The following is a 23,025-nucleotide window of genomic DNA, read 5'->3' on the forward strand; positions in this document are numbered from 1 at the left end:
ACAGGATGAAAAACACAATAAAAAGTTCAGGCTGGTTTCTTGTCGCACTAATCACATGCCCGTGTCATCTGTTTTTACTGCTTCCGTTGGTTGCAGGAACGGCACTGGGTTCATACTTCACGGACTTTAAAGATGTTATTTTCATCGTGATGGGTCTGTTATTTGTCTTTGCTCTTTTCAAGGGCTGGAGAAAACTTGACCCAGAAACAAAGAATGAAACAAAAAAGGAAACAAAAACGCATGATTGTTGCAGTATGGAGAGGTTTAAATCATGAAGGAAAAAGTGTCGCAAGTAGCTACTGTATTTTCAGCTTTTGTTATGGCTGCATGCTGCCTAGGTCCACTGATTTTCATTCCTCTTGGACTAACTGGATTTGCAGGAGCATTAGCCTTCTATTCACTAAAGTATCGGTTATTGTTCAGCATCGTTACCATCATCCTTCTTGCATACTCCTTTTACATGGTTTACGGGAGAAAAGGCAAAAGGAAGAGTTCTATCATCGGCTTATGGATCACGACGTTTTTCGTTTTCTGCATGTTTCTTTTTTTATTTCTAGTTGAAGGTGGACTATAAAAGATGAGGTGCTTTATATGAGCGTACAAATAATTAGGATTATGATGCTATTATCCCTTCTGTTAGTGGTTAGTGCGTGTAGCAACGAAAAAGAAGCACAAAATACTATAGATGCTAAGCAGGAAGTAAAAACTACCATTGAAACAACTAAAACAGGGACATTCACGGTTTTGGGGATGGATTGTTGTCCACCGTCTGTTGTAGAAAGCGTCCTGGAACAGGTAGATGGCGTTAGCAAAACAGCCATTAAAGTCAGTGGAAGCAAGGGCGAAGTAACGGTTTCCTTTGATGATAAGAAAACGGATTTACAGGCAATTAAGACGGCAGTTTCGAATTTCGGGCTTGGAGTCGAGTAAAAGGAGAGATTTAACATGAAAAAATATCGAGTAAACGTTCAAGGAATGACTTGTACGGGTTGTGAAGAGCATGTAGCTGTTGCTCTTGAAAACATGGGTGCAAAAGGGATTGAAGTGGATTTTCGTCGCGGAGAAGCTGTATTTGAGCTAACGAATGACGTGGAGGTGGAAACAGCGAAAAAGGCGATTGCTGAAGCCAAATACCAGCCAGGAGAGGTAGAAGAATTACAACCGCAAGAAATGGTGCAGTTAGGCGATGAAGGCGATTATGATTACATTATCATCGGTTCTGGCGGTGCTGCTTTTTCGTCTGCCATTGAAGCTGTGAAATACGGAGCGAAAGTGGCGATCATCGAACGTGGAACGGTTGGTGGAACATGTGTGAATATTGGCTGCGTTCCTTCGAAGACATTGCTGCGGGCTGGCGAAATCAATCATCTGGCAAAAAATAATCCATTCATCGGATTGCACACGTCAGCTGGCGACGTTGATTTGGCACCATTGATCAAGCAGAAAAATGAACTGGTGACGGATCTTCGAAACTCAAAATATGTGGATTTGATTGATGACTACGGCTTTGAATTAATCAAAGGCGAAGCGAAATTCGTAGATGAAAAAACCGTTGAAGTCAATGGCATGCAGTTGTCAGCCAAACGATTCTTAATCGCGACAGGTGCTTCACCAGCAGTGCCAAACATTCCTGGACTGGATGAAGTCGATTATTTAACAAGCACAACTCTGCTTGAATTAAAGAAGGTGCCTAAGCGTCTTACGGTCATCGGTTCTGGCTATATCGGGATGGAATTGGGACAACTCTTCCATAATCTAGGCTCAGAAGTCACATTGATGCAAAGAAGCCCGCGTTTGTTAAAGGAATACGATCCTGAGGTTTCAGAAGCAATCACGCAAGCCTTGACAGAACAAGGGGTCAACTTAGTGACGGGAGCATCTTTTGAACGAATCGAACAAGATGGAGACATTAAAAAGGTCCATGTAGAGGTAAATGGCAAGAAGCGAATCATTGAGGCAGATCAATTACTGGTTGCCACAGGAAGAACACCAAACACGGCAACCTTGAATTTACAGGATGCAGGCGTTGAAGTAGGCCCCCGTGGTGAAATCGTAATCGATGAGTATTCAAAAACAACGAATTCACGCATCTATGCAGCAGGAGATGTCACGCTTGGTCCTCAATTTGTATATGTAGCAGCTTATCAAGGTGGAGTTGCGGCAGGAAATGCTATCGGTGGACTGAACAAAAAGCTGAATTTAGAAGTGGTTCCGGGGGTTACATTTACAGCTCCAGCAATTGCAACGGTTGGTTTAACGGAGCAACAGGCAAAAGAGAAAGGATATGAAGTGAAAACATCCGTCTTGCCGTTAGATGCCGTTCCAAGAGCACTGGTTAATCGGGAAACAACAGGCGTGTTTAAACTGGTGGCGGACGAGAAGACACTGAAAGTGTTAGGGGCTCATGTGGTAGCAGAAAATGCAGGAGACGTAATTTATGCAGCGACACTGGCTGTCAAATTCGGTTTAACCGTGGAGGATCTCCGAGAAACCATGGCTCCATATTTAACAATGGCAGAAGGATTGAAGCTAGCTGCTCTTACGTTTGATAAAGATGTATCAAAATTATCTTGTTGTGCAGGTTAATCACCTTTTTAGGAAGCCTTAATGTACGTCTTCAGTTAAAGAAAGCTTTTATAAAAGACGATTCTTCTCTTAACATAGAGATAATTGTCTTTTTTATTCCAAAAAATGTCTTAGCGTGGGTTTTATGTCAAAATGTTGGTGGTACCCCTGTACTTATCAATTTCATTGGGAAAAGATCTTTTTCTTCTTGACCTTCCCCTTAGGTGAAGGTTGTATACTCTAGTTATAGTTAGTTCAGCTGATGGTACCACCAGTTAACGAGGAGGGAGGAAAGTGGAGCAATTTACGATTGGTCAACTAGCCCAACAAACAGGAGTCAGTCGAAAAGCCATTCGATTGTATGAAGAAAAGGGACTTATCCTACCTTCCATTAAGCGGAGTGAAGGCAATTACCGCGTTTATAACCAAGAGCATGTATTTTGTATCAATGGTATCAAACAACTCCGATCTTTAGGCGTATCGCTGGAGGAAATGACGGATCTGGTAGTGATTTTCGAAAAAAAACCTGTGGAGGTAGAACCTCGTCTTCAGCATTTGTTAAAGGAGAAACTGACTATGATAGATGAGCATATTAAAGATCTACAAAAGTTACGACAACACGTTGGAGCGTTTCTGGATTCCCCGAAAGACGTATTCAATCAAGTATATCTTCCTAAGAATTTTACAATCGAATGTAGATATAATCATGTAAGTAACATCGAAAAACAATAAAACTGACAAAAAAATCCAAGGAGGAAAAAGTCATGAAAACTGAAATTCAGGAACTTGTAACCCTATTTGACCAGAACAAGGGAGAGGGAGGAGGCTCCATGAAGTGGCTCTTTCGCCCGTTGTTACAAATGCTAACAAAAGGTGAACCAGTTACCGTTGAGGACATTGCAACAACAACCGGGAAGCCCCTCGATGAGGTTAAGGACATTCTCTCGACCTTATCCAGTGTGGAACTCGATGAACAGGGTCGTGTTGTCGGTTTTGGTCTCACCTTAATCCCTACGCCCCATCGCTTTGAAGTTGATGAGAAACAATTGTATGCGTGGTGTGCTCTTGACACCCTTATGTTTCCGGAACTTATAGGGCATATGGTTCATATTGAATCGCCTTGTTACAGTACTGGAAAGCCTATAAGATTGACAGTGGAACCGGATCGTGTTTTAAGCCTGGAACCAACGACGGCTGTTGTCTCAATAGTAACACCGGATGATACGTCCTCTGTTCGGTCGTCATTCTGCAACGAAGTCCATTTTTTTAGCACGGAAAGTGCAGCCCAAAATTGGCTTAACCAACATCCAAATGGGAAGGTGTACCCCGTTAAGGAAGCCTTTGAATTAGGTCGCCTTCTGGGAAAACGTTACGAGGAATCTGGCCCTACCAATGAGTCTTGCTGTGACATCTAATCCTAAATAATACCCAATCGTCTTGTTTAATTTTTGAAGTACGAAACCCAAACCAATGAATGAGACCGTGAGACTGCGAAATTTGCGGTGTTTAACAGTAGAAGATCTTCGCGAAACCCTTGCTCCCTATTTGACAATGGCAGAAGAACTAAAGCTGGCTGCCCTTACGTTTGATAAAGATGTATCCAAATTATCTTGTTGTACAGGATAACCATCTTTTATAATATCAAGCCGATATTCCTTAAAGTAAGGAAATCGGCTTTTTTTCATCCGGAAATTGGCTTAGCGTATGTTTTCCGCGTTTTGTTGGTAGGACCCCTATTCCTACACCAATGATCAAAAAAGAATCTGGTAATTTTTGATTCAAATATAAATTAAACAAGGCAGGGTAGATTTTTCGCTTAGCTAAATCCCCAGTTGCCCCAAATAAGACAAACGTCATAGAATCCACTTTTCATTCCTCCACTTTTTCAAAGCATTTTCAAATAGAAAAATGTCTGATTTTCTTCGTTTCCCCTACAAAACAACAAGGATTTTCGCTATTGCGTTATCCTACTTTTGGATGTAAGTTTCGTTTATTTCTCCCAGCTTGTCCGGTAATAATGATATCTCTTAATTGAGAATGTCCACATTTTGGACAGGTTTCATTATTTATGGTGATGATTAGACATCTTTCACAAACTTTTCGCTGCTTAGTTTTGAACCTTTCCATGCGGATCTCTCCTTTCGTAAAAAGCAACAACATGTATAAATTATTAAATGAAGTTTCACTTCATCTCACCATGCTTGTAGCAGTATTCCCTTAAGGTTTGGTAGTATTCTTTAAGCTCGCTATTACTTGAGCAAAATCAGTATATTACGTATGTTATACTTTTGAAAGTACGCACTTTATTAACATATAGATACATTGGTATAACATAGTGTTAAAAATAATACTATAAACTTGAATCCAATGCCAAGAGTGAAAAGCCAAGGACAGCGATTATACAAGATTCGCTGCCCTTGGCTTTTTAGTAACTGATTCTTTTATTAAATGTTGTGTTTTTTCAACCTTTTAGGCCCAGTACCAGCGTTCGTGTAACCAGGGGCAAAGTAAATCTATTTTTATTGATACAGTCCTGACTCTAGGGGCTTTTTTTATATTCTAAATTCCTATAAGATTTTGTTGATACATATGATAAGGAGGAACAACACAGTGAAGCAAAATTGGGATTTAGAAGAACTCATTGAACATTTTACCGTTATCCCAGAAGAAATACGCTTACTTGGAAATAGACATGGAGGAACACGACTTGGATTTGCCGTTCTCCTAAAGTTCTTTCAATATCAAGGGCGTTTTCCAAAAGGGAAACAGGAAATAAGCAAAGATGTGATTCAATACATTGCCAAGCAAGTAGATATATCTAGAGATTTATTTCAAGAGTATGATTGGGACGGAAGGTCTATTAAATATCATCGTGCTCAAATTCGTAATCACATGGGATTTAGGGACTGCACCCTTAATGATATGGAACAAGTAAAATCCTGGCTTCAAGCTAACATCCTACCGCAGGAACTACAAATAGACAGAGTAAGAGAACATGTACTACATCACCTAAGAAAACAACAAATTGTTCCCCCAGCTCATGACCATTTAGAGCGAAACATCAAGTCAGCCATTTATCAGTATGAGGAACAGATTTCTCAATCCATTTCCTCTCAACTTTCTGATCACTCCCAATCTAAGTTAGACACGTTTATACGTACTTGGTCCCATACAGAACAGATAGAAGAAGATCAAACTATTCTCAGTTTCCGAGAGCTTGTATCTGATCCTGGAAGGATCGGGTTAGACAGTTTATTTCAAGAGATAGAAAAACTACGAACAGTACGAGATATACAGCTTCCACCTGATTTATTCTATGGTGTTTCACCCAAGATGATCCGAAAATACAGACAGCGAGCTGTCTCTGAAGACATTAGAGAATTACGAAGGCATCCTGATCCGATCCGTTATACTTTATTGGCAGCTTTCTTTTGGTGTAGAGGTAGAGAAATTACGGATAACTTAGTTGAGCTCATCATCCAAATTGTTCATCGAATCGGTGCTCGGGCAGAACGAAAAGTAGAAAAAGAGTTTTTACGCGATTTTCGTAAAGTAAGTGGGAAGACAAACGTATTGTTCCGTATGGCTGAAAAGGCAGTGGAACAACCAGACGGGATTGTGCGAGATGTTTTATTTCCTGTCGTAGGCGAAGATACATTAAAAGATATTGTGAAGGAAATGAAACATACAGGTCCCTCCTATAAACAAAAAGTACATACCGTCATGAGATCCTCCTACGGTACTCATTACAGAAGAATGGTTCCAGCTTTACTAGATATTCTAGAATTTCGATCCAATAATGATGTGCATCGACCTGTGATAGATGCCATTGATTTACTTACACAATATAAGCTTACCAATCAGTATACATATAATGAAACAGATTATATCCCAATTGAAGGAATCGTTAAGCCAGGTTGGATTGATACGGTCATTGATAAAGAAACAAACCGTGTAAACCGAATGAATTATGAAATCTGTGTACTCCAAGCTCTTCGAGATCGATTACGTTGTAAAGAAGTATGGGTAGTAGGAGCTGATCGGTATAGAAACCCAGAGGAAGATCTACCAAAAGATTTTGAACAAAACAGAGAAAAACATTATGAAGCGCTTCGTAAACCTCTTGAAGTACAAACACTTATTCAAGAACTGAAACAGAGTATGAATACGGCTCTCGAGAAATTAGATAAAAGTGTAAAAAATAACTCCCAGGTACGTATTTTGAATAAGGGAAATGGCTGGATTTTTGTGTCACCTTTACAGGCACAGGCTGAGCCGGTTAACCTCAATCTCGTAAAAGCAGAGGTCATGAAGCGTTGGCCAATGACCAATCTTTTGGATATTTTAAAAGAGGCAGATTTACGTGTACATCTGACAGATGTGTTCCAAACGCTAGGAAATCGTGAGATCCTTGATAAGGAAACATTGCAACGAAGACTAATTCTTTGCTTATATGGATTGGGAACAAACACAGGATTAAAGCGAATTGCGGCTGGCGATCATGGAGAAAGTTACAAGGACTTACTCTATGTACGGCGAAAATTCATCCATAAAGAGAACCTACGGCAAGCCATTTCAAAGGTAACCAACTCCATTCTAGATGCTCGTGTAACAGAAGTATGGGGGGAAGGAACAACCGCATGTGCGTCTGATAGCAAAAAATTTGGGGCTTGGGATCAGAACTTATTGACTGAATGGCATATTCGATATAGAGGACGTGGGGTAATGATTTATTGGCACGTGGAAAAGAACTCTACATGTATTTATTCGCAACTAAAATCCTGTTCTTCTTCAGAAGTAGCTTCTATGATCGAAGGGTTACTTCGTCATTGCACAAATATGGAAGTAGAAAAAAACTACGTGGATACACACGGTCAAAGTGAAGTTGCCTTCGCTTTTTGTCATTTGCTTGGCTTTCAACTAATGCCGAGATTTAAAGCCATTCATGCACAAAAACTGTATCGTCCGGATGTAGGCATGCAAGACTCTTATCCAAACTTACAGCCTGTTTTAACAAGAGCGATTAATTGGAGTTTAATTGAACAACAGTATGATCAAATGATAAAATATGCAACTGCTTTACGATTAGGTACAGCTGAAACAGAGGCGGTTCTCAAACGTTTCACTCGTAATAGTGGGCATCCAACGTATCGAGCACTCAGTGAATTAGGAAAAGTGTTAAAAACGATCTTCCTTTGTGAGTATTTATCATCAGAAGAAGTCCAAAGAGAAATCCATGAAGGGTTAAATGTTGTTGAAAACTGGAACTCAGCCAATAGCTTTATTTTTTACGGAAAAGGAGGAGAAATTCAAACAAACCGAGTGGAAGATCAAGAAGTCGCTGTACTTGCTCTCCATCTTCTTCAAAACTGTTTGGTGTTAATCAATACACTGATGATTCAAGAGGTACTTTTGGAACAAAACAAATCTCTTCTTCAAAAGTTAGCTCCTGAGGATTTCAGAGCCTTAACACCATTAATCTATGCCCATGTAAACCCGTATGGGACATTTAAGTTAAACATGCAAGAACGTCTGCCCATTCAAAGATCTTCCTAAGAATTACGATATATCTTTTCTTTTTTGTAAAGAGAAACTTCCCGTCTTCGGGTAGTACCAGCGAATGTCACCACCCGCAATAAGGAATAGCAAGTTAATTCCAAATATTTTTTGCATAAAGAACAAGCCATAATATACTAGTTCATGAATGAATTCTTGTATATTATGGCTTAATTTATTTAACTCCATCTTCACCAATTGCGCCCTATTGGGAACAACTGGACACCAAAGTAAAAAAGACGTATTCCTTAAGGAAAGCACCTGGTATTTAATTTTCAATCAATACTGAAGAAGTTCCACCAACATTTTTCGGGGAATTTTGTACGCTAAGTTAATTTCGACATCAAAGCTGATTTTTTTATCCTCATAGTCGCTTTATTACATTTTTAATTGTATGCTGCATTTTGTTGAACTGAAGAGAGCTTATACAATAATAAAAAATGTCCAGAAATCAAGAGAGCAATTAAAATGAAATTTAAGCTATAACTGTTTGTTAGTTCCATCATTTTACTTGAAGCTGCTGGACCAAATGCCATACCTACAAAATTCAATAAATTATATAACCCGAGACCTACTCCAATTTTAGCTGGATTTAAAGTTTGTGGAACAAGTGTATTTAATGATACTTGGATTGAAAAATAGCTCATCATCGTTAAAATTACTGCGATTGAAAGAATGATTACATTCGCATTTGGAATTAAAGCAAGCATGAGAAAGCCAATAATCATTACGATAGATGCTATATAAACCATTTTAATATTCCCAATTGTCAAAATGATTTTTCTTGTTACAAAAATTGATAAAATGCCAAATAAAGACGCAATAAACACTACGATACCGATTAAAAATGGCGATAATCCATTTCTTTTTGCTAATAACAAAGGAAGAAGAAATAAATTTGCCATTAATGCAACATTAATAATAAAACCAATCGCAATAACGCGTAAAAATGTTATATTTTTAAATAACTCAATATCAACGAATGGATGTTTTGCTTTTGTCATCCAAACCTTAAACAAGATCAAGAGCACGATTGAAAGAATAAACAGCATCTTATTTATATTTACTCCTAATAAAGTAGAAGCAATTAATGCAAATAACAATCCAGCTCCAATAAAATCAAAATGAAGTGGAGAAGGATTAATCTCTTCCTTCGGCATAAATTTCAGAAGCAATCCGATCCCGATGATACTAACCACCATAATCAAGAACAAAAAAGGCCAGCCCAATGAATAGGTAATCGCTCCACCAACCAATGGACCAATCCCAACAGCCAACGCGATAGCCGCACTAATCATAGCTAAAGCAGTCGGACGTTTAGTTGATTCTACCATTTTTGCTACTGAAACCATGGCAAGTGCAATAAAAGCACCCCCACCACTTGCTTGTAAGAGCCTTGCAAGAATAACAATTGTGTAAGTTTGATTACTAAAACCTATTATTGAACCTAAACTAAATAATATAATGGCTATAATAAAAAGTTTTTTAATACTAACAAAATCAGCCAATTTTCCATATGTCATGGAGCCAATTGCAACCACCATCGAATACCCAACTACAATCCAGCTGACCTGAGACGGACTAATGGATAAATCCAACGAAATGTTTGCTAAGGCTACATTAAATAAGACAGCATTCATGACACCCAATATTACTAAAAAACATAACGTTAAAACTAACCCTATATGATTACTTTTCTCTTTATTCAAAATCCACACCTCTTAAAATGTTATAGTTTTAAAACAATCAAACACCTAATCAAAAATTAAGGTTTTTTGGTACTTATAATGTTCCCAAAAAACCAGGTAGAAATTCGTGGAAAGTTTCCTCCTTTATCGTAATGAATTTATATTGACCATGTCGTTTTAAATCAATTAAGTCAGCCTCCTGCAAAATCTTAAGATGGTACGAACGATTGGACTTATTCATTCCGAGAGATTCTTCGACATCTCCGCATGTATGTTTATTTTTATCATGATAAAGATAACGAAGGATTTCAATTCGCTTTACTTCCGCTAAGGCTTTAAAAATTTTTACAAGTTGTTCATCTGGGTTAAATTGTTTGATAGTCATAGAACTATATTAATGCTGAATTTTCATTATGTCAAGCTTCAAAAAATTAAAATGAAAAAGTAAAGTCATTCAAATATCCTTGCCTTCTTTTAACCCACAATCTGGCCCTTTAAATGTAAATTGGACACAACTCTTATTAAGGATTGTGCCCTATTCTTGAATCTCTATAATAAATTATGCCCAAAGTTATTTTAATTACCCCGATTTAAGCGTTCTGCAATTGTGCTAACACAAGATCGGCAACTGGGCCCCCCGATGCTGGGTTCTGCCCTGTGACGGCCATCCTCAATTGCATACGGATCATATGCTTTATCTGCTTTCTTGTAGTGGGCTCCTCTTTTAATCAATTCATCTTCTGTTAAGAATGGAACATATTGATCCAACTGGGCAAGCTGCTCTTCTTCATTCGAAAATCCTGTTACTTGTTTGTCTTTAATAAGGTATTCACCATTGTCGAGTTTAATATTAAGCAGACCAGCTGCACCATGACAAACCGAAGAAACAATACCACCGTTTGCATAAATTCTTTGGCTAATTTCCTGTAGTTGGGGTAGCGTCAGGAAAATGCGGATTTACAACGTTAAGGAAATTACAATATTAAAAATCCCAATTTCTCAGTATTAAAGTTGAGAAATTGGGATTTTTTCGCTACTCCAGAAAAGCGCCCTTTAATGGAATAACTATTATTGGATTGTTTTAAGCTTATATACCACTCTAGTTGAAACCATTTCAGTGATGTTTTCTCGGTATTCTTGGTAATGCTTGGACTGAATATGGCTATCTATCGCTTCATTGTCTTTCCATACTTCATATAGAACAAAAGTATGATCTTCAATAGATTGATGAACGTCATACTTTATACAACCTACTTCTTCTCTGGAAGCCATTTGGACCTTTTTCAGTTCCGATAATAACTGTTCTTCAAAGCTTTCTTTCGACTTTAAAATGGCGGTGATAATTATTGGTTCCATGCTTTATTTTCCTTATTAATTTCTTTTTTCAAGGGCTTTTACCAATTCCTTACCCAAAGCTTCAGAAGAAAATGGATCACGTCCAGTTACTAATTGATCATTACCCCATACCACTTTTTCCTCTGAGGTATACTCTGCTATCTTTCTCATTTCACCTTCTAGACTATATGGTAAAATGTCAGGAAGTCCTGCAGGTTCTACAGCTTCTGGATAGCCTGTTACTTTCAAACCAGCAATGATACTTTTACCATCAGGACGTTTTGTCCAAATTAAAGGAGCAGGTCCATGACACACGGCAGCAACAATGTTCCCGTTATCATAAATGGTATTAATAATATTATGCAACTCTTCATTCTTGGCTAGGTCATACATGGCACCATGACCGCCAACAACCAAAACTGCATCGTATTCGTTTGGATTGACTTCCGAAATCTTTTGCGTTTTGTCAGCTCTTCCAGATTCATACAATTCTTTATATTTACCTTCAGGGTCAAACTCTTTACTAATACTATTTTTGTCAATTTCAGGTTTACCGCCTATTGGTGAAGCCAAATCCACTTGATGACCCGCCTTCTCCAATAGCTCCATGGGTGCAAATAATTCTTCACCCCACCAACCAGTTTCATAATTGTTTTCTACATCTTTGAATCCACTTGATAATACTGCTAATACTTTAGCCATTTTATATTCCTCCATTATATTTAATATCATGTTCCAAATATAATTATTTTATTAAATAGGTTAATTTATTCTTTTAAGCTACGCATTCTTCCTCGCTCAAAACTCTTATTCCTTTTACCTTTTGCTCACTCTATTCCGTTTTAGTATTATTTATTGAAACTCATATTATCCTCCACTCCTTAAAATTTTTTATTGCCAATAAGCTTGAACAATTTTATTCTATACGTTAAAGTGTGCTTTAACGCAAGTGTAGATAATCTGGAAATTTTAGGAGAGTTAAAATGAAGTTTTATTCTATTAATGATGTTTCCTCTTTTACGGATGTTTCTCCATCCAACCTACGTTACTATGAAAAAGAAGGTTTGTTACCTCCAATTGAAAGGGATAAAAATGGGGTAAGAATTTATAATGAAACAGATTTGGAATGGATCCAGTTTATTAAAGCAATTCGTTCGACAGATATGTCAATCGCTAACATTAAAAGATACGTTCGTTTATTTAACGAAGGCAAAGAGACTGTTCAAGAAAGAAAGGAATTAATTCAAAACCACAAAAAGAAGGTGGAAATAGAAATTGCAGAAAAGCAAAGACATTTAAAAAGATTAGAACGAAAAATAAAATACTATGATGCTATTGAGAGAAGGATGCAAAGAATGAAATTTTAGCTTTAATGTGGAAGAAAATACAAGTCGAATGTTAAGAGAGAGTGCACTTTTGTTGAAAAATCAACAAATCCTAACTAGATATTGTGACTTCTAGATGTCGAATCGACGGAAAACACACTTGTATCTTGAAGAAGAACTAATTATTCTTTGTTCTGTTTGTAACAAAAACGAACGTTTATGTTACGTAAGTCCTGACCAATTTTTTCAGCTAGCAATCTCGCATAACTGACGTAACAAAAATATGTAACAATATTATTTGTAACAATATCTACCTTGAATCGTTTTTGGTACAATTTTAAGAAAGAGGATGATATACATGAAGTTTGGATATATGCGTGTTTCTACACTTGATCAAAATTTGGATCGCCAAAAGAAACAGCTTGAAGAATTTGGATGTGATCGTATTTTCTTTGAAAAAATAACTGGTACAAAACGAAACCGACCGGAGCTGGATCATATGTTGGAATTTTTACGAACGAACGATACAGTTGTGGTAACGGATCTGACTCGTTTATCTCGTTCTACAAAAGACTTAATTGAAATTACAGAGCTCATCTCGAAAAAGGGAGCCCATTTAAAAAGTTTAAAGGAATCCTGGCTTGATACAACAACAGCACATGGAAAAATGCTGTTTACTATTTTCGCTGGTATTGCTCAATTTGAAAGAGATTTAACTTCTGAACGGACTAAGGAAGGGATTCAGGCTGCAAAAAAACGAGGGAAACATCCTGGAAGACCAAAAACCGATGAGGAAAAGGTTAATTATGCCTTATATCTTATAGATCAAGGGATGAGTCGTATGGATGCTACAGAGAAAGCTGGTATCTCTAGAATGACTCTGTATCGTAAGATACAAAACAATAATGAGACCAACTAGTAACAATGGGGCAAAAAGTGCTTGTGTTATGTCTACTTTGCCCCTGGTTACAAGAATGCTGGTACTAGGCCTTTTAAATACGTAGAGATATAAAAAAACACGGACAGCATCTTTATTAAGATAGCTAACCGTGGTTTGTTAGTATATGAACTTTTTTACACTTTTTCGAACCCCTAGGAGAAACTCTTTTTTCTACTGAATAGACGATTTGTTTTCTGTTTCTTTTTCCAATACATTCTCAATATAATCTTTACCCCAGTCATACATAGCTTCCAGAATAGGCATCAGACTTCTTCCATACTCAGTGAGTGAGTATTCAACTTTTGGTGGAACGACAGGATAGACTTCACGATGAACAATCAAATGGTCTTCAAGTTCGCGCAATTGATTAACAAGCATTCTTTGAGTGATACCCGGCATGAGGGCCTTTAGTTCACCAAAACGTTTGGTTCCTTCTTTTCCTAGATGCCACAATACCAACATTTTCCATTTTCCACCAATAATCGAAAGAGTCAATTCTTTTTCACAATTAAACACTTTTTCCCCAAGATTCGGCATTCATTTCACCTCCAACCCTTATTATGTCCCATAGTATACTTTTTGTTACTATATGATAAAAAAGTGCATACTTTTAATTTAGTAACATACCCAGTATACTGAGTATCATACCGTTAGTAAATAGCTATCAATTGGATACAATAACACTGTGCAAAAGAAAGCTATACGGCACAATTATACTATTATATAAGGAGCGAGTAATAAATGAAATTACAATTAGCATTAGATCTTGTAGATATTCCAGGAGCCATTGAATTGGTGAAAGAAGTAGAAAATCATATAGATGTTGTAGAAATCGGCACGCCGGTTGTGATTAATGAAGGCCTTAAAGCAGTAAAGGAAGTGAAAGCTGCCTTCCCTAACTTAACTGTATTAGCTGACCTTAAAATCATGGATGCAGCTGGATATGAAGTTAGCCAAGCATCTGCAGCAGGCGCTGACATCATCACCATTCTTGGTACAGCTGAAGACGAGTCCATTAAAGGTGCTGTAGAAGAAGCAAAAAAACAAGGTAAACAAATCCTTGCTGATATGATCGCAGTTAAAGACATTGAAGGTCGTGCGAAAGAACTGGATGAACTAGGAGTAGATTATATCTGCGTTCACACAGGTTATGACCTTCAAGCTGTAGGAAAAAATTCTTTCGAAGACCTTGCAACCATTAAGAGCGTTGTAAAAAATGCGAAAACTGCTATTGCAGGCGGAATCAAATTAGAAACACTTCCAGATGTGATTAAAGTACAACCAGATCTTGTCATCGTAGGTGGCGGTATCACAAGCAAAGACGATAAAAAAGCAGTTGCAGCTAAAATGCAAGAATTAATTAAACAAGGTTAATTATAACTATGAAAACTACTCAATATTTAGCTGAAGTCGTTCAAGAATTAAGTCGGACAGTCGACTTAATCTCTGACGAAGAAGCAGAGAAGTTGGTTAATAAGATTCTGGAATCCAAAAAAATCTTTGTTGCAGGTGCGGGCAGATCTGGATTTATGGGCAAATCTTTCGTGATGAGAATGATGCACATGGGGATCGATGCTTATGTAGTCGGTGAAACTGTAACAGCAAATTTAGAAAAAGGTGATTTGTTGATCATCGGTTCAGGTTCAGGTGAAACGAAAACCTTGGTTTCAATCGCTGAAAAAGCAAAAAGTTTAGGTGGGACGGTCGCAGCTGTAACGATTTCCCCTGACTCCACGATTGGAAAATTAGCTGATATTATCATTAAATTGCCTGGATCACCGAAAGATCAATCTGAAAGTGAATATAAGACCATACAACCAATGGGGTCACTTTTTGAGCAAACGATGTTATTATTTTATGATGCATTGATCTTGCGTTTTATGGAAAAAAAAGGCTTAGACTCTACTAAAATGTACGGCAAACATGCCAATCTCGAATAGAGTACACTTTAAAAAATATGGAAACATCGTAAAGACCGCATTTATTTCTTTTATGAATTGCGGTCTTTACTGCATATTACAAATAACACAGTCCATACAGGAAAGAAAAAATAGCCTCTGATTCAGTCCCTTCTATGGCCGGATCAGAGATCATTATTGGGTGGGGCACAGCCAAGAATTTAGCCATCACTCACAGTATGAGCCCTATTTGGGTTATCACCAATATTTCACTGGTAGGCCCCATGTCTATATAAGTTTTTTTATGGGAAAATAAAATCCTATTGGCGATGAAAAACGCTTCATAAGTGTAGTAAACAAAACTCTTCGTTTTATAAAACAAAGGAATGAGGTTGAATAAATGGTTCGATTCGGCGTAATCGGTACTAATTGGATTACAGAAAGATTACTTGAAGCAGCAAATGATGTAGAAGATTTTAAACTAACTGCTGTTTATTCTCGCACGATTAGTAGAGCAGAAGAATTTGCAAGTAAATATGGAGTAACAAAAATATTTACAAACCTAAAAGAAATGGCAGTTAGTCAAGAAATTGACGCGGTGTACATTGGCTACTCCCAATTCATATCACGCAGAACAAGCTATTTTATTTTTGCAAAATGGCAAACATGTGTTATGTGAAAAGCCACTGGCTGTTAATGCAACCGAAGTAGCGAGGATGATTCAAGCCGCAAAAGATCATAACGCCCTATTAATGGAAGCAATGAAATCAACCTTACTTCCAAACTTCAAGGTCATTCAAGATAATTTACATAAAATTGGTCCTATCCGTAGATACTTTGCAAGCTATTGTCAGTATTCATCTCGTTATGATAAATACAAAGAAGGAATTGTCCTTAATGCCTTCAATCCAGAGTTTGCGAACGGTTCATTAATGGACCTTGGTGTCTATTGTTTGTATCCACTTATTACATTATTTGGTGAACCAAAAGAAGTGAAGGCAACTGGCATTATGCTTGATTCGGGTGTGGATGGTGAAGGTAGCGTCATCTTAAAATATGATGATAAAGATGCGATTGTGATGTATTCCAAAATAACGAACTCTTATTTACCAAGCGAAATTCAAGGCGAAAAAGGAAGTATCATGATTGATAAGATTCATACGGCTGAAAAAGTAGAAATTCACTACACTGACGGCACGGTTGAACAATTAACAGTCGACCAATCTCATCCAGCTATGTATTACGAAGTGAAAGAATTTATTGAATTAATCAACCGAGGAAAAACAGAGTCTGATACTAACTCATATAAAAATTCATACACCACGATACAAGTGTTGGATAAAGTGAGAGATGAAATAGGTCTTGTATATCAAAGTAATCATAAGTGAAAAAACACAAAAACCCCTACAGCGACTTGTATTATTCTCTTGAGAAATTACGAATCTGGCCTGTTTGTCGAAGAATAAAAGAAATCGTTTTAGAACTTACCTAAACTATTTTGCATCCATTCTTTTTTATAAGAGCATTATAGCATTTTCTACCCGGCTAACAAATTTTAAAGGACTTTTGCTTATTATGCAAAGGTTCAATGCTCATTTTTTAAGATGTGTTTCTTCTTATTAATTTGTGATTTAGTTTAAGTATTCCTTAATAGGAGTAGCGACAATGACACTACCCCTATTAGGATCCTACCAACAACCGCACTTTTCTGACCCCACCCTACCCTACAGAGTAAAAAGGGTTGTAAATGTAAAAAAAATCCATGCTATGACCCTTTTTTACAAGTACCTCGGTCGTACCCCTATCAAACAACTCCGATCTTTAGGCGTATCGCTGGAGGAAATGACGGATCTGGTAGTGATTTTCGAAAAAAAACCTGTGGAGGTAGAACCTCGTCTTCAGCATTTGTTAAAGGAGAAACTGACTATGATAGATGAGCATATTAAAGATCTACAAAAGTTACGACAACACGTTGGAGCGTTTCTGGATTCCCCGAAAGACGTATTCAATCAAGTATATCTTCCTAAGAATTTTACAATCGAATGTAGATATAATCATGTAAGTAACATCGAAAAACAATAAAACTGACAAAAAAATCCAAGGAGGAAAAAGTCATGAAAACTGAAATTCAGGAACTTGTAACCCTATTTGACCAGAACAAGGGAGAGGGAGGAGGCTCCATGAAGTGGCTCTTTCGCCCGTTGTTACAAATGCTAACAAAAGGTGAACCAGTTACCGTTGAGGACATTGCAACAACAACCGGGAAGCCCCTCGATGAGGTTAAGGACATTCTCTCGACCTTATCCAGTGTGGAACTCGATGAACAGGGTCGTGTTGTCGGTTTTGGTCTCACCTTAATCCCTACGCCCCATCGCTTTGAAGTTGATGAGAAACAATTGTATGCGTGGTGTGCTCTTGACACCCTTATGTTTCCGGAACTTATAGGGCATATGGTTCATATTGAATCGCCTTGTTACAGTACTGGAAAGCCTATAAGATTGACAGTGGAACCGGATCGTGTTTTAAGCCTGGAACCAACGACGGCTGTTGTCTCAATAGTAACACCGGATGATACGTCCTCTGTTCGGTCGTCATTCTGCAACGAAGTCCATTTTTTTAGCACGGAAAGTGCAGCCCAAAATTGGCTTAACCAACATCCAAATGGGAAGGTGTACCCCGTTAAGGAAGCCTTTGAATTAGGTCGCCTTCTGGGAAAACGTTACGAGGAATCTGGCCCTACCAATGAGTCTTGCTGTGACATCTAATCCTAAATAATACCCAATCGTCTTGTTTAATTTTTGAAGTACGAAACCCAAACCAATGAATGAGACCGTGAGACTGCGAAATTTGCGGTGTTTAACAGTAGAAGATCTTCGCGAAACCCTTGCTCCCTATTTGACAATGGCAGAAGAACTAAAGCTGGCTGCCCTTACGTTTGATAAAGATGTATCCAAATTATCTTGTTGTACAGGATAACCATCTTTTATAATATCAAGCCGATATTCCTTAAAGTAAGGAAATCGGCTTTTTTTCATCCGGAAATTGGCTTAGCGTATGTTTTCCGCGTTTTGTTGGTAGGACCCCATGTACTACGAAGCAAAGGGAACCATGACTCCATTCCGCTTCGCTCCATTCCTTCATCGTTCCAAAACCTATTCAGGTAGACCCTTCGAAGATAAAACCTTGTGGGCAAGATCGAAGAAGTAAAGACAAGGCCCGTTCGCAGTAACCTGCGTGCAGCCTTACCATATTCCGTTTTTCAAAGAGATCATTCACATACCGTAGCCATCTAGTCGCATGGGATCATATAGAACCTCTCCGGGCAAGGCGAAAAAATTTTTTTGAGAAGTACACTCAAAATAATTTTTGTCGTCCCTTCGGGCAGCCTTGCCCTGCGAGAACCTATATGATCTTAAATCTGCGACGGCTACGGTATACGAATGATTTTGCTCTTTGAAAACTTCATACGGTAAGGCAAGACAGCAAGCAAGAAACTGCTCACAAACCTTAAAGGATTCCGCTCATCGCCGCTAGGGCTAGACAGGCAAACGGTTCCGAATAAGGGTTAGGGCCAAAAAAGTCAAGTCCGAATAAGTCATTTTGAAAGGAGGTGATAGCGATATGAACATTGAGATGTTGCGTAATCAGATTGAAAAGTTGCGAAAAGAACTCATTGATTTAGCAGAACGGATGGGTTTTACAGCGATGGAAGTTGTGGAGAAATCGCAAAAGTTGGACAAAGTGCTGAATGAATATGATCGAGCAATCCAAAGACAATCAAAAGGCCCGTTTGTTTAGCAGAACAAACGAGCCGGGGCGAAGATTTGAGACCCCTTCGCCCCTCCATTATAACACATAAGGGAGAGGTTAACATGAGCGAAAAAATCTATGAAATGGTTACAAATCGTATGATAGAGCTTTTGGAAAAAGGGGTTGTGCCTTGGCGCCGCCCGTGGCGAGTGGGTGCGGCTGTCAATTGGAAGACACAGAAGCCGTATCGGGGCGTTAATACGCTACTTCTGGAGCCGGGAGAGTATGCGACTTTCAAACAGGTAAGCGAAGCCGGGGGCAAAGTCAAAAAAGGCGAAAAGGGGCAATTCGTTGTTTTCTGGACATGGTTGGAGAAGGAAAACGACGAAACGGGAGAAATTGAAAAAATCCCATTTCTCCGCTATTACACGGTGTTTGAAATCAATACTCAATGTGAAGGATTACAGAGCAAGCGAAACGACGAAACATTTGACCATGATCCTATAGAAGCAGCAGAGCGGATTTGTGAAGGGTATAAAGACGCTCCGCCCGTCCGGTTTGCTTCCGGGCGTGCGTTCTATCGTCCAGCTGACGATATTGTGAGCGTGCCGCCTATCTGCGATTACAGCAAGCCAGAAGAATACTACAGCACGTTATTCCACGAGCATGTTCACAGTACAGGCCATGAAAGCCGCTTAAATCGTTCAGGAATTACCGAGCTTGCAGCCTTTGGAGATGAGAGTTACAGCAAAGAGGAATTGGTAGCGGAGATCGGGGCGGCAATGCTTTGCGGTGTAGCTGGTATTGATAACAGCACCATAGAGAACAGCGCGGCTTATGTGGGCAGTTGGTTGCGCAAGCTTAAAGATGATAAGAAGTTAGTTGTACAGGCCGCAGGACAGGCACAGAAGGCCGCAGATCATATTTTAGGGGTAACGTTCGAGGCAGCTTCTGAGTAACTAGAGCGGCCCCCATCCAACCGGGTCCCTTCCCGGTTGGATGGGGGAAGTTCATTGTTTTTCTGTACACAAAATTTAAACCTGGATCTCGCCTGAAGGTGAATTTTTGTACTCAAAATATCAGCGGCCGGCTTAAACGTTTCCGGAATTCTGTGTACGGATTTTACGTTAAAAAAAGTGGCCATTGAAAGGAGTGTGTACAATGTACACTCAAAGGAAAAAACAAGCGATTCCCATGTATACCAATGGCAAGTTGAGAAATGGTAGACTATACGTAAGAACCCGTTCGGGGAATTGGATTCATTTGCGATTGCTTCTACTTGATATAGAATAATTACAGGCACATAGGAACGGTGGGAGGTTTTATGAAGGAATTTAATGAAATTGAATTGTGTCTTGATGATATAACAAGTGAATTTTTAAAGAGAACAAGGAAAATCGGTGATCCCTTAAAAGCAGCAACCATTAAGCAGGAAACAGTGGACGAGCTTAGTACAAGGCTTATTCAGATCGTTCCAGCAAAGTCATTATTCATGTTTGCCAACCAATACATTGATACTGTGAAGACTCAGCAGCATGATAATGAAAGCGATGCAGCCAGAGCAAAGGCAACAGTTGAAATTTTGGAAAGAGCGTTAAAAGTAAAATCAGTGGAATACTTGCGTGAGGTTGTACCCATTAACAGGAACATAGCGCAGCACGCTTTGTTTTCTGCTAATCCGAAGAACGTGCCGAATCAGCCCACAACGACTGTACACGGTGTGCGTTCTGTCCATATTAAGAACAATACGGGCGAGGTACTAACTACTTATGAAGCCCGTGTAATGGGCGCTATACAGTCTCTATGGTTCAAGCAGAACATAGACGGGAAACCCTATGTTGAACTAAAATACGCTGATATATTGAATGAATTAGGGCTAACGGATGGATCGGCAAACTATAAGCGCATCCAGGAAGCCTTAATGCGGCTTATGAAAATAGAAGTGACCTTAACACAGTATCAACGTTCAAAGGATTCAGAATATGAAGAGATCGCTTTTACTCGCTTAATAGATCAAATTATATTCAGGCGAAAGGTAGGAACTACCAACCACTTTCAATATAAGTTCCAAATAAAGCTGCCTGAATGGTTAGTTGAAGCTAACCGGGTAGGCAACTTGTTTGATATCTCTCTCATCCTTATGAATGACTTAAAATCATATCTGGCACAGGGTTTGTACTGGTTAGTGTCATCTTATCCCGAAGAATCTACAGTTACGTTTGAACTTCAAACGCTGGCTGGTCATTTTCACTTTTTAGATGATAACGAGCCGATCATGCAGGTGTATAAAATTGTTGAGCGAATCAAGAGCGCATGTATCGAACTGCAAGCAGTAGGCTTTATAGAACGCTTCGAGTTTAAAGGAAAGAAACAAGGGTTGCACGATCGCTATTTGACGGTTACAAAAAACCCGGTTTTCTTGAATACATTATCTCAATCGAGAGAGTTGATACCGGAACAATTAGAGTTTTTCCCTGACCCCTTATAGGGGTCTTTTTTGATACTTAAAACATCCATTTGACTACGGAAAACGATAAGAAACATCCATTTGACTACGGAAAAAGAACAAAAAAAAAGCAAAAATCATGAAATTACTTACTAAATCGTTCCAATTCCCCGAAACATCCGTTTAACTACGGAAAACCACCTCAAAACATCCGTTTGACTACGGAAAAGGCGCTCAAAACATCCGTTTAACTACGGAAAGTGAATACTGTCGCAATTTGCCAAAATTTAAACCTATAACGTATGATATTGATAGGTTCAAAGTTTTACAAAAAGAACCTTAAAAATAGCAAAAAGCCCACACACCAACACTGCAAAATGTCTCCGTCGCCAAACTAAGCCATTTTGTAGCGTTTCAAGAGTATGAGCCTTTACTATAATATGGGCCTATTATACTATAGCCCTTAATTTAAAGTAAAGTAAGGACTCTCTCTTTCCTGATGCCTTTTTTAGGTGTGCGTGCGGAAATTGAGAGTTTTTTTGCGTTCCTATACATAGCATAGGGCTAATTTCATAATCAAATATCAGGCGTTCGCATCCACTTTTTTTAAAAATGGACATGCGAGGGCTTAGTTTCTTATTGCCTTTTTTGAGAACTAAGCAGAATGCCACCCCAAAACGACTATAACTATACGCGGTATGTCGTCCGCGTCTCTCCCAACCGTGCATCCGTGAAAAAAGCCAAAGCCGTTCAATGGTTTAGGTCACGCGACGTCGGATGACTAACATGGACGGAGATGATTAAACCCGCCGAAGGGGATTCGGGCATCCTGCTGCCATTTGGCGGCAGGCACTGCCCTAATTTCGCGTGTCCACCCCTTCCAGATTGGCGATGTGACTCCATCGACCAATGTCCCGTCCGTGTGCGCCTATGGCGCAGGCTGCCGGGGGGAGTTAGTTCGACTATACGCGGTAAAGCACGACCTGGACGCGTCCCACCCCCCGACAAGCGAAACGACCGATGGCTGGCTCCATACGCCTGACATCAGCCCGATTGCCGCAGCTCCCCCCATTTTGGGGGGGCTGCGGCTCTCTCTCTCCTGCTTCTCCTCCGCCTGCCACAAATTCAAGTGACTGTCAACACAAAATTTAGAGCCGCAAATGTAGGGGTGGGCGTGGGGAGGATGATTTTAATCCTTAAGGCGAGCGTAGCTCGGCTACCTTTTCTAAACGGGGTGTGGATATCTTTTGGGGTGGAGGCGACTTTTCCACAGGTTTTAATAGGAGTATGGTAGAAGTACGAATGCTGCGTATAACTTACTATTTATGATTTTTCACTATATGAAATATTCATAATAGGAAGTGGAGGAATGACCACAGAATACACCTGTTGCCGCACCTGCGGCACAACAACATTTTAGCGTGAGGGTTAAGCTGATCAGTTCATGTTTACGTTTATGTTTACGTATACGTAAATGTATGTTATAATAACAACAATATTAAAGGTATAGGGAGGGCATGAT

Annotated in this window: 23 protein-coding genes and 2 pseudogenes; 17 read left to right on the forward strand and 8 right to left on the reverse strand. The window is 39.0% G+C overall.

Annotation, left to right across the window (positions count from 1 at the left end; all coding sequences use genetic code 11):
* The first annotated feature begins 5 nt into the window (after nucleotides 1-5).
* The 6 genes from AC0VZ8_RS35185 to merB (AC0VZ8_RS35210) all read left to right on the forward strand — a co-directional run bounded on the left by AC0VZ8_RS35185 (nucleotide 6) and on the right by merB (AC0VZ8_RS35210) (nucleotide 3,980).
* Nucleotides 6-275, forward strand: a complete 270-nt coding sequence (locus AC0VZ8_RS35185; protein WP_047914437.1) for a hypothetical protein — start codon at nucleotides 6-8, stop codon at nucleotides 273-275.
* Entirely contained in the window at nucleotides 272-574 is a 303-nt protein-coding gene (gene merT, locus AC0VZ8_RS35190; protein WP_047914438.1) for a mercuric transport protein MerT, read from the forward strand. Before AC0VZ8_RS35185 ends, merT begins: the two co-directional genes overlap by 4 nt.
* 17 nt (nucleotides 575-591) lie before the next feature.
* Nucleotides 592-930, forward strand: coding sequence for a mercury resistance system substrate-binding protein MerP (gene merP, locus AC0VZ8_RS35195; RefSeq protein WP_031642481.1), 339 nt, complete (start codon nucleotides 592-594; stop codon nucleotides 928-930).
* 15 nt (nucleotides 931-945) lie between these two features.
* A complete protein-coding gene (gene merA / locus AC0VZ8_RS35200; RefSeq protein WP_031642482.1) occupies nucleotides 946-2,586 on the forward strand; it encodes a mercury(II) reductase in 1,641 nt (546 codons plus the stop codon).
* Nucleotides 2,587-2,859: 273 nt separating this feature from the next.
* The gene (locus tag AC0VZ8_RS35205; RefSeq protein ID WP_103110951.1) at nucleotides 2,860-3,297 is read left to right on the forward strand and encodes a MerR family transcriptional regulator; all 438 of its coding nucleotides are present in this window, start codon (nucleotides 2,860-2,862) and stop codon (nucleotides 3,295-3,297) included.
* A gap of 32 nt (nucleotides 3,298-3,329) precedes the next feature.
* Nucleotides 3,330-3,980: an organomercurial lyase MerB gene (gene merB, locus AC0VZ8_RS35210; protein ID WP_047914400.1), complete on the forward strand. Its 651-nt coding sequence runs from the start codon at nucleotides 3,330-3,332 to the stop codon at nucleotides 3,978-3,980.
* 241 nt (nucleotides 3,981-4,221) lie between these two features.
* On the opposite strand, the gene AC0VZ8_RS35215 is transcribed toward merB (AC0VZ8_RS35210), so the two are convergent.
* Together AC0VZ8_RS35215 and AC0VZ8_RS35220 are read right to left on the reverse strand one after the other, a co-directional pair.
* Nucleotides 4,222-4,431 (reverse strand): hypothetical protein, encoded by a 210-nt coding sequence (locus tag AC0VZ8_RS35215; protein ID WP_475488000.1) that lies wholly within the window; start codon nucleotides 4,429-4,431, stop codon nucleotides 4,222-4,224.
* 96 nt (nucleotides 4,432-4,527) lie between these two features.
* Nucleotides 4,528-4,692 (reverse strand): hypothetical protein, encoded by a 165-nt coding sequence (locus AC0VZ8_RS35220; protein WP_155986760.1) that lies wholly within the window; start codon nucleotides 4,690-4,692, stop codon nucleotides 4,528-4,530.
* Between the two features lie 483 nt (nucleotides 4,693-5,175).
* On the opposite strand from AC0VZ8_RS35220, the gene AC0VZ8_RS35225 reads away from it, so the two are divergent.
* Complete coding sequence (locus AC0VZ8_RS35225) at nucleotides 5,176-8,121, forward strand: Tn3 family transposase (RefSeq protein ID WP_062821409.1); 2,946 nt, start codon at nucleotides 5,176-5,178, stop codon at nucleotides 8,119-8,121.
* A 386-nt stretch (nucleotides 8,122-8,507) separates the two neighbouring features.
* On the opposite strand, the gene AC0VZ8_RS35230 is transcribed toward AC0VZ8_RS35225, so the two are convergent.
* The 5 genes and pseudogenes from AC0VZ8_RS35230 to AC0VZ8_RS35250 form a co-directional block, all read right to left on the reverse strand.
* Nucleotides 8,508-9,830: an MFS transporter gene (locus AC0VZ8_RS35230; RefSeq protein ID WP_062821411.1), complete on the reverse strand. Its 1,323-nt coding sequence runs from the start codon at nucleotides 9,828-9,830 to the stop codon at nucleotides 8,508-8,510.
* A 73-nt stretch (nucleotides 9,831-9,903) separates the two neighbouring features.
* Nucleotides 9,904-10,194 carry an ArsR/SmtB family transcription factor gene (locus AC0VZ8_RS35235; protein WP_057525874.1) on the reverse strand — a complete coding sequence of 97 codons (291 nt, stop codon included), beginning with the start codon at nucleotides 10,192-10,194 and terminating at the stop codon, nucleotides 9,904-9,906.
* Nucleotides 10,195-10,399: 205 nt separating this feature from the next.
* Nucleotides 10,400-10,742, reverse strand: a pseudogene (locus AC0VZ8_RS35240) (type 1 glutamine amidotransferase domain-containing protein); the annotation flags it as partial.
* A 135-nt stretch (nucleotides 10,743-10,877) separates the two neighbouring features.
* On the reverse strand, nucleotides 10,878-11,165 hold the full coding sequence (locus AC0VZ8_RS35245; RefSeq protein WP_057525875.1) for a putative quinol monooxygenase: 288 nt from the start codon (nucleotides 11,163-11,165) through the stop codon (nucleotides 10,878-10,880).
* Between the two features lie 15 nt (nucleotides 11,166-11,180).
* Entirely contained in the window at nucleotides 11,181-11,846 is a 666-nt protein-coding gene (locus tag AC0VZ8_RS35250) for a type 1 glutamine amidotransferase domain-containing protein (RefSeq protein ID WP_057526778.1), read from the reverse strand.
* A gap of 281 nt (nucleotides 11,847-12,127) precedes the next feature.
* On the opposite strand from AC0VZ8_RS35250, the gene AC0VZ8_RS35255 reads away from it, so the two are divergent.
* Both AC0VZ8_RS35255 and AC0VZ8_RS35260 read left to right on the forward strand, forming a co-directional pair.
* Nucleotides 12,128-12,511, forward strand: coding sequence for a MerR family transcriptional regulator (locus AC0VZ8_RS35255; RefSeq protein ID WP_057526779.1), 384 nt, complete (start codon nucleotides 12,128-12,130; stop codon nucleotides 12,509-12,511).
* A gap of 316 nt (nucleotides 12,512-12,827) precedes the next feature.
* Nucleotides 12,828-13,388 (forward strand): recombinase family protein, encoded by a 561-nt coding sequence (locus tag AC0VZ8_RS35260; RefSeq protein ID WP_062821412.1) that lies wholly within the window; start codon nucleotides 12,828-12,830, stop codon nucleotides 13,386-13,388.
* Nucleotides 13,389-13,580: 192 nt separating this feature from the next.
* Here the strand turns inward: AC0VZ8_RS35260 and AC0VZ8_RS35265 are convergent, their stop codons facing one another.
* Entirely contained in the window at nucleotides 13,581-13,946 is a 366-nt protein-coding gene (locus AC0VZ8_RS35265) for a winged helix-turn-helix transcriptional regulator (protein WP_066194376.1), read from the reverse strand.
* 204 nt (nucleotides 13,947-14,150) lie between these two features.
* On the opposite strand from AC0VZ8_RS35265, the gene hxlA reads away from it, so the two are divergent.
* From hxlA to AC0VZ8_RS35305, 8 genes and pseudogenes are all read left to right on the forward strand, one after another.
* Nucleotides 14,151-14,783: a 3-hexulose-6-phosphate synthase gene (gene hxlA / locus AC0VZ8_RS35270; RefSeq protein WP_031538336.1), complete on the forward strand. Its 633-nt coding sequence runs from the start codon at nucleotides 14,151-14,153 to the stop codon at nucleotides 14,781-14,783.
* Between the two features lie 8 nt (nucleotides 14,784-14,791).
* A complete protein-coding gene (gene hxlB, locus AC0VZ8_RS35275) occupies nucleotides 14,792-15,349 on the forward strand; it encodes a 6-phospho-3-hexuloisomerase (protein ID WP_031538337.1) in 558 nt (185 codons plus the stop codon).
* Between the two features lie 358 nt (nucleotides 15,350-15,707).
* Nucleotides 15,708-16,695 (forward strand): annotated as a pseudogene (locus AC0VZ8_RS35280) (Gfo/Idh/MocA family protein).
* A 277-nt stretch (nucleotides 16,696-16,972) separates the two neighbouring features.
* Nucleotides 16,973-17,389, forward strand: coding sequence for a MerR family DNA-binding protein (locus tag AC0VZ8_RS35285; protein ID WP_475488001.1), 417 nt, complete (start codon nucleotides 16,973-16,975; stop codon nucleotides 17,387-17,389).
* A 32-nt stretch (nucleotides 17,390-17,421) separates the two neighbouring features.
* Nucleotides 17,422-18,072 (forward strand): organomercurial lyase MerB, encoded by a 651-nt coding sequence (merB, locus tag AC0VZ8_RS35290; RefSeq protein ID WP_047914400.1) that lies wholly within the window; start codon nucleotides 17,422-17,424, stop codon nucleotides 18,070-18,072.
* Nucleotides 18,073-18,928: 856 nt separating this feature from the next.
* Nucleotides 18,929-19,105, forward strand: coding sequence for an aspartyl-phosphate phosphatase Spo0E family protein (locus tag AC0VZ8_RS35295; RefSeq protein WP_081872843.1), 177 nt, complete (start codon nucleotides 18,929-18,931; stop codon nucleotides 19,103-19,105).
* Nucleotides 19,106-19,179: 74 nt separating this feature from the next.
* Nucleotides 19,180-20,016, forward strand: a complete 837-nt coding sequence (locus AC0VZ8_RS35300; protein WP_047914428.1) for an ArdC family protein — start codon at nucleotides 19,180-19,182, stop codon at nucleotides 20,014-20,016.
* A 365-nt stretch (nucleotides 20,017-20,381) separates the two neighbouring features.
* The gene (locus tag AC0VZ8_RS35305; RefSeq protein ID WP_047914429.1) at nucleotides 20,382-21,545 is read left to right on the forward strand and encodes a replication initiator protein A; all 1,164 of its coding nucleotides are present in this window, start codon (nucleotides 20,382-20,384) and stop codon (nucleotides 21,543-21,545) included.
* Nucleotides 21,546-23,025: the final 1,480 nt, after the last annotated feature.

Source organism: Paenibacillus sp. QJM3NY_38 (assembly GCF_056173265.1).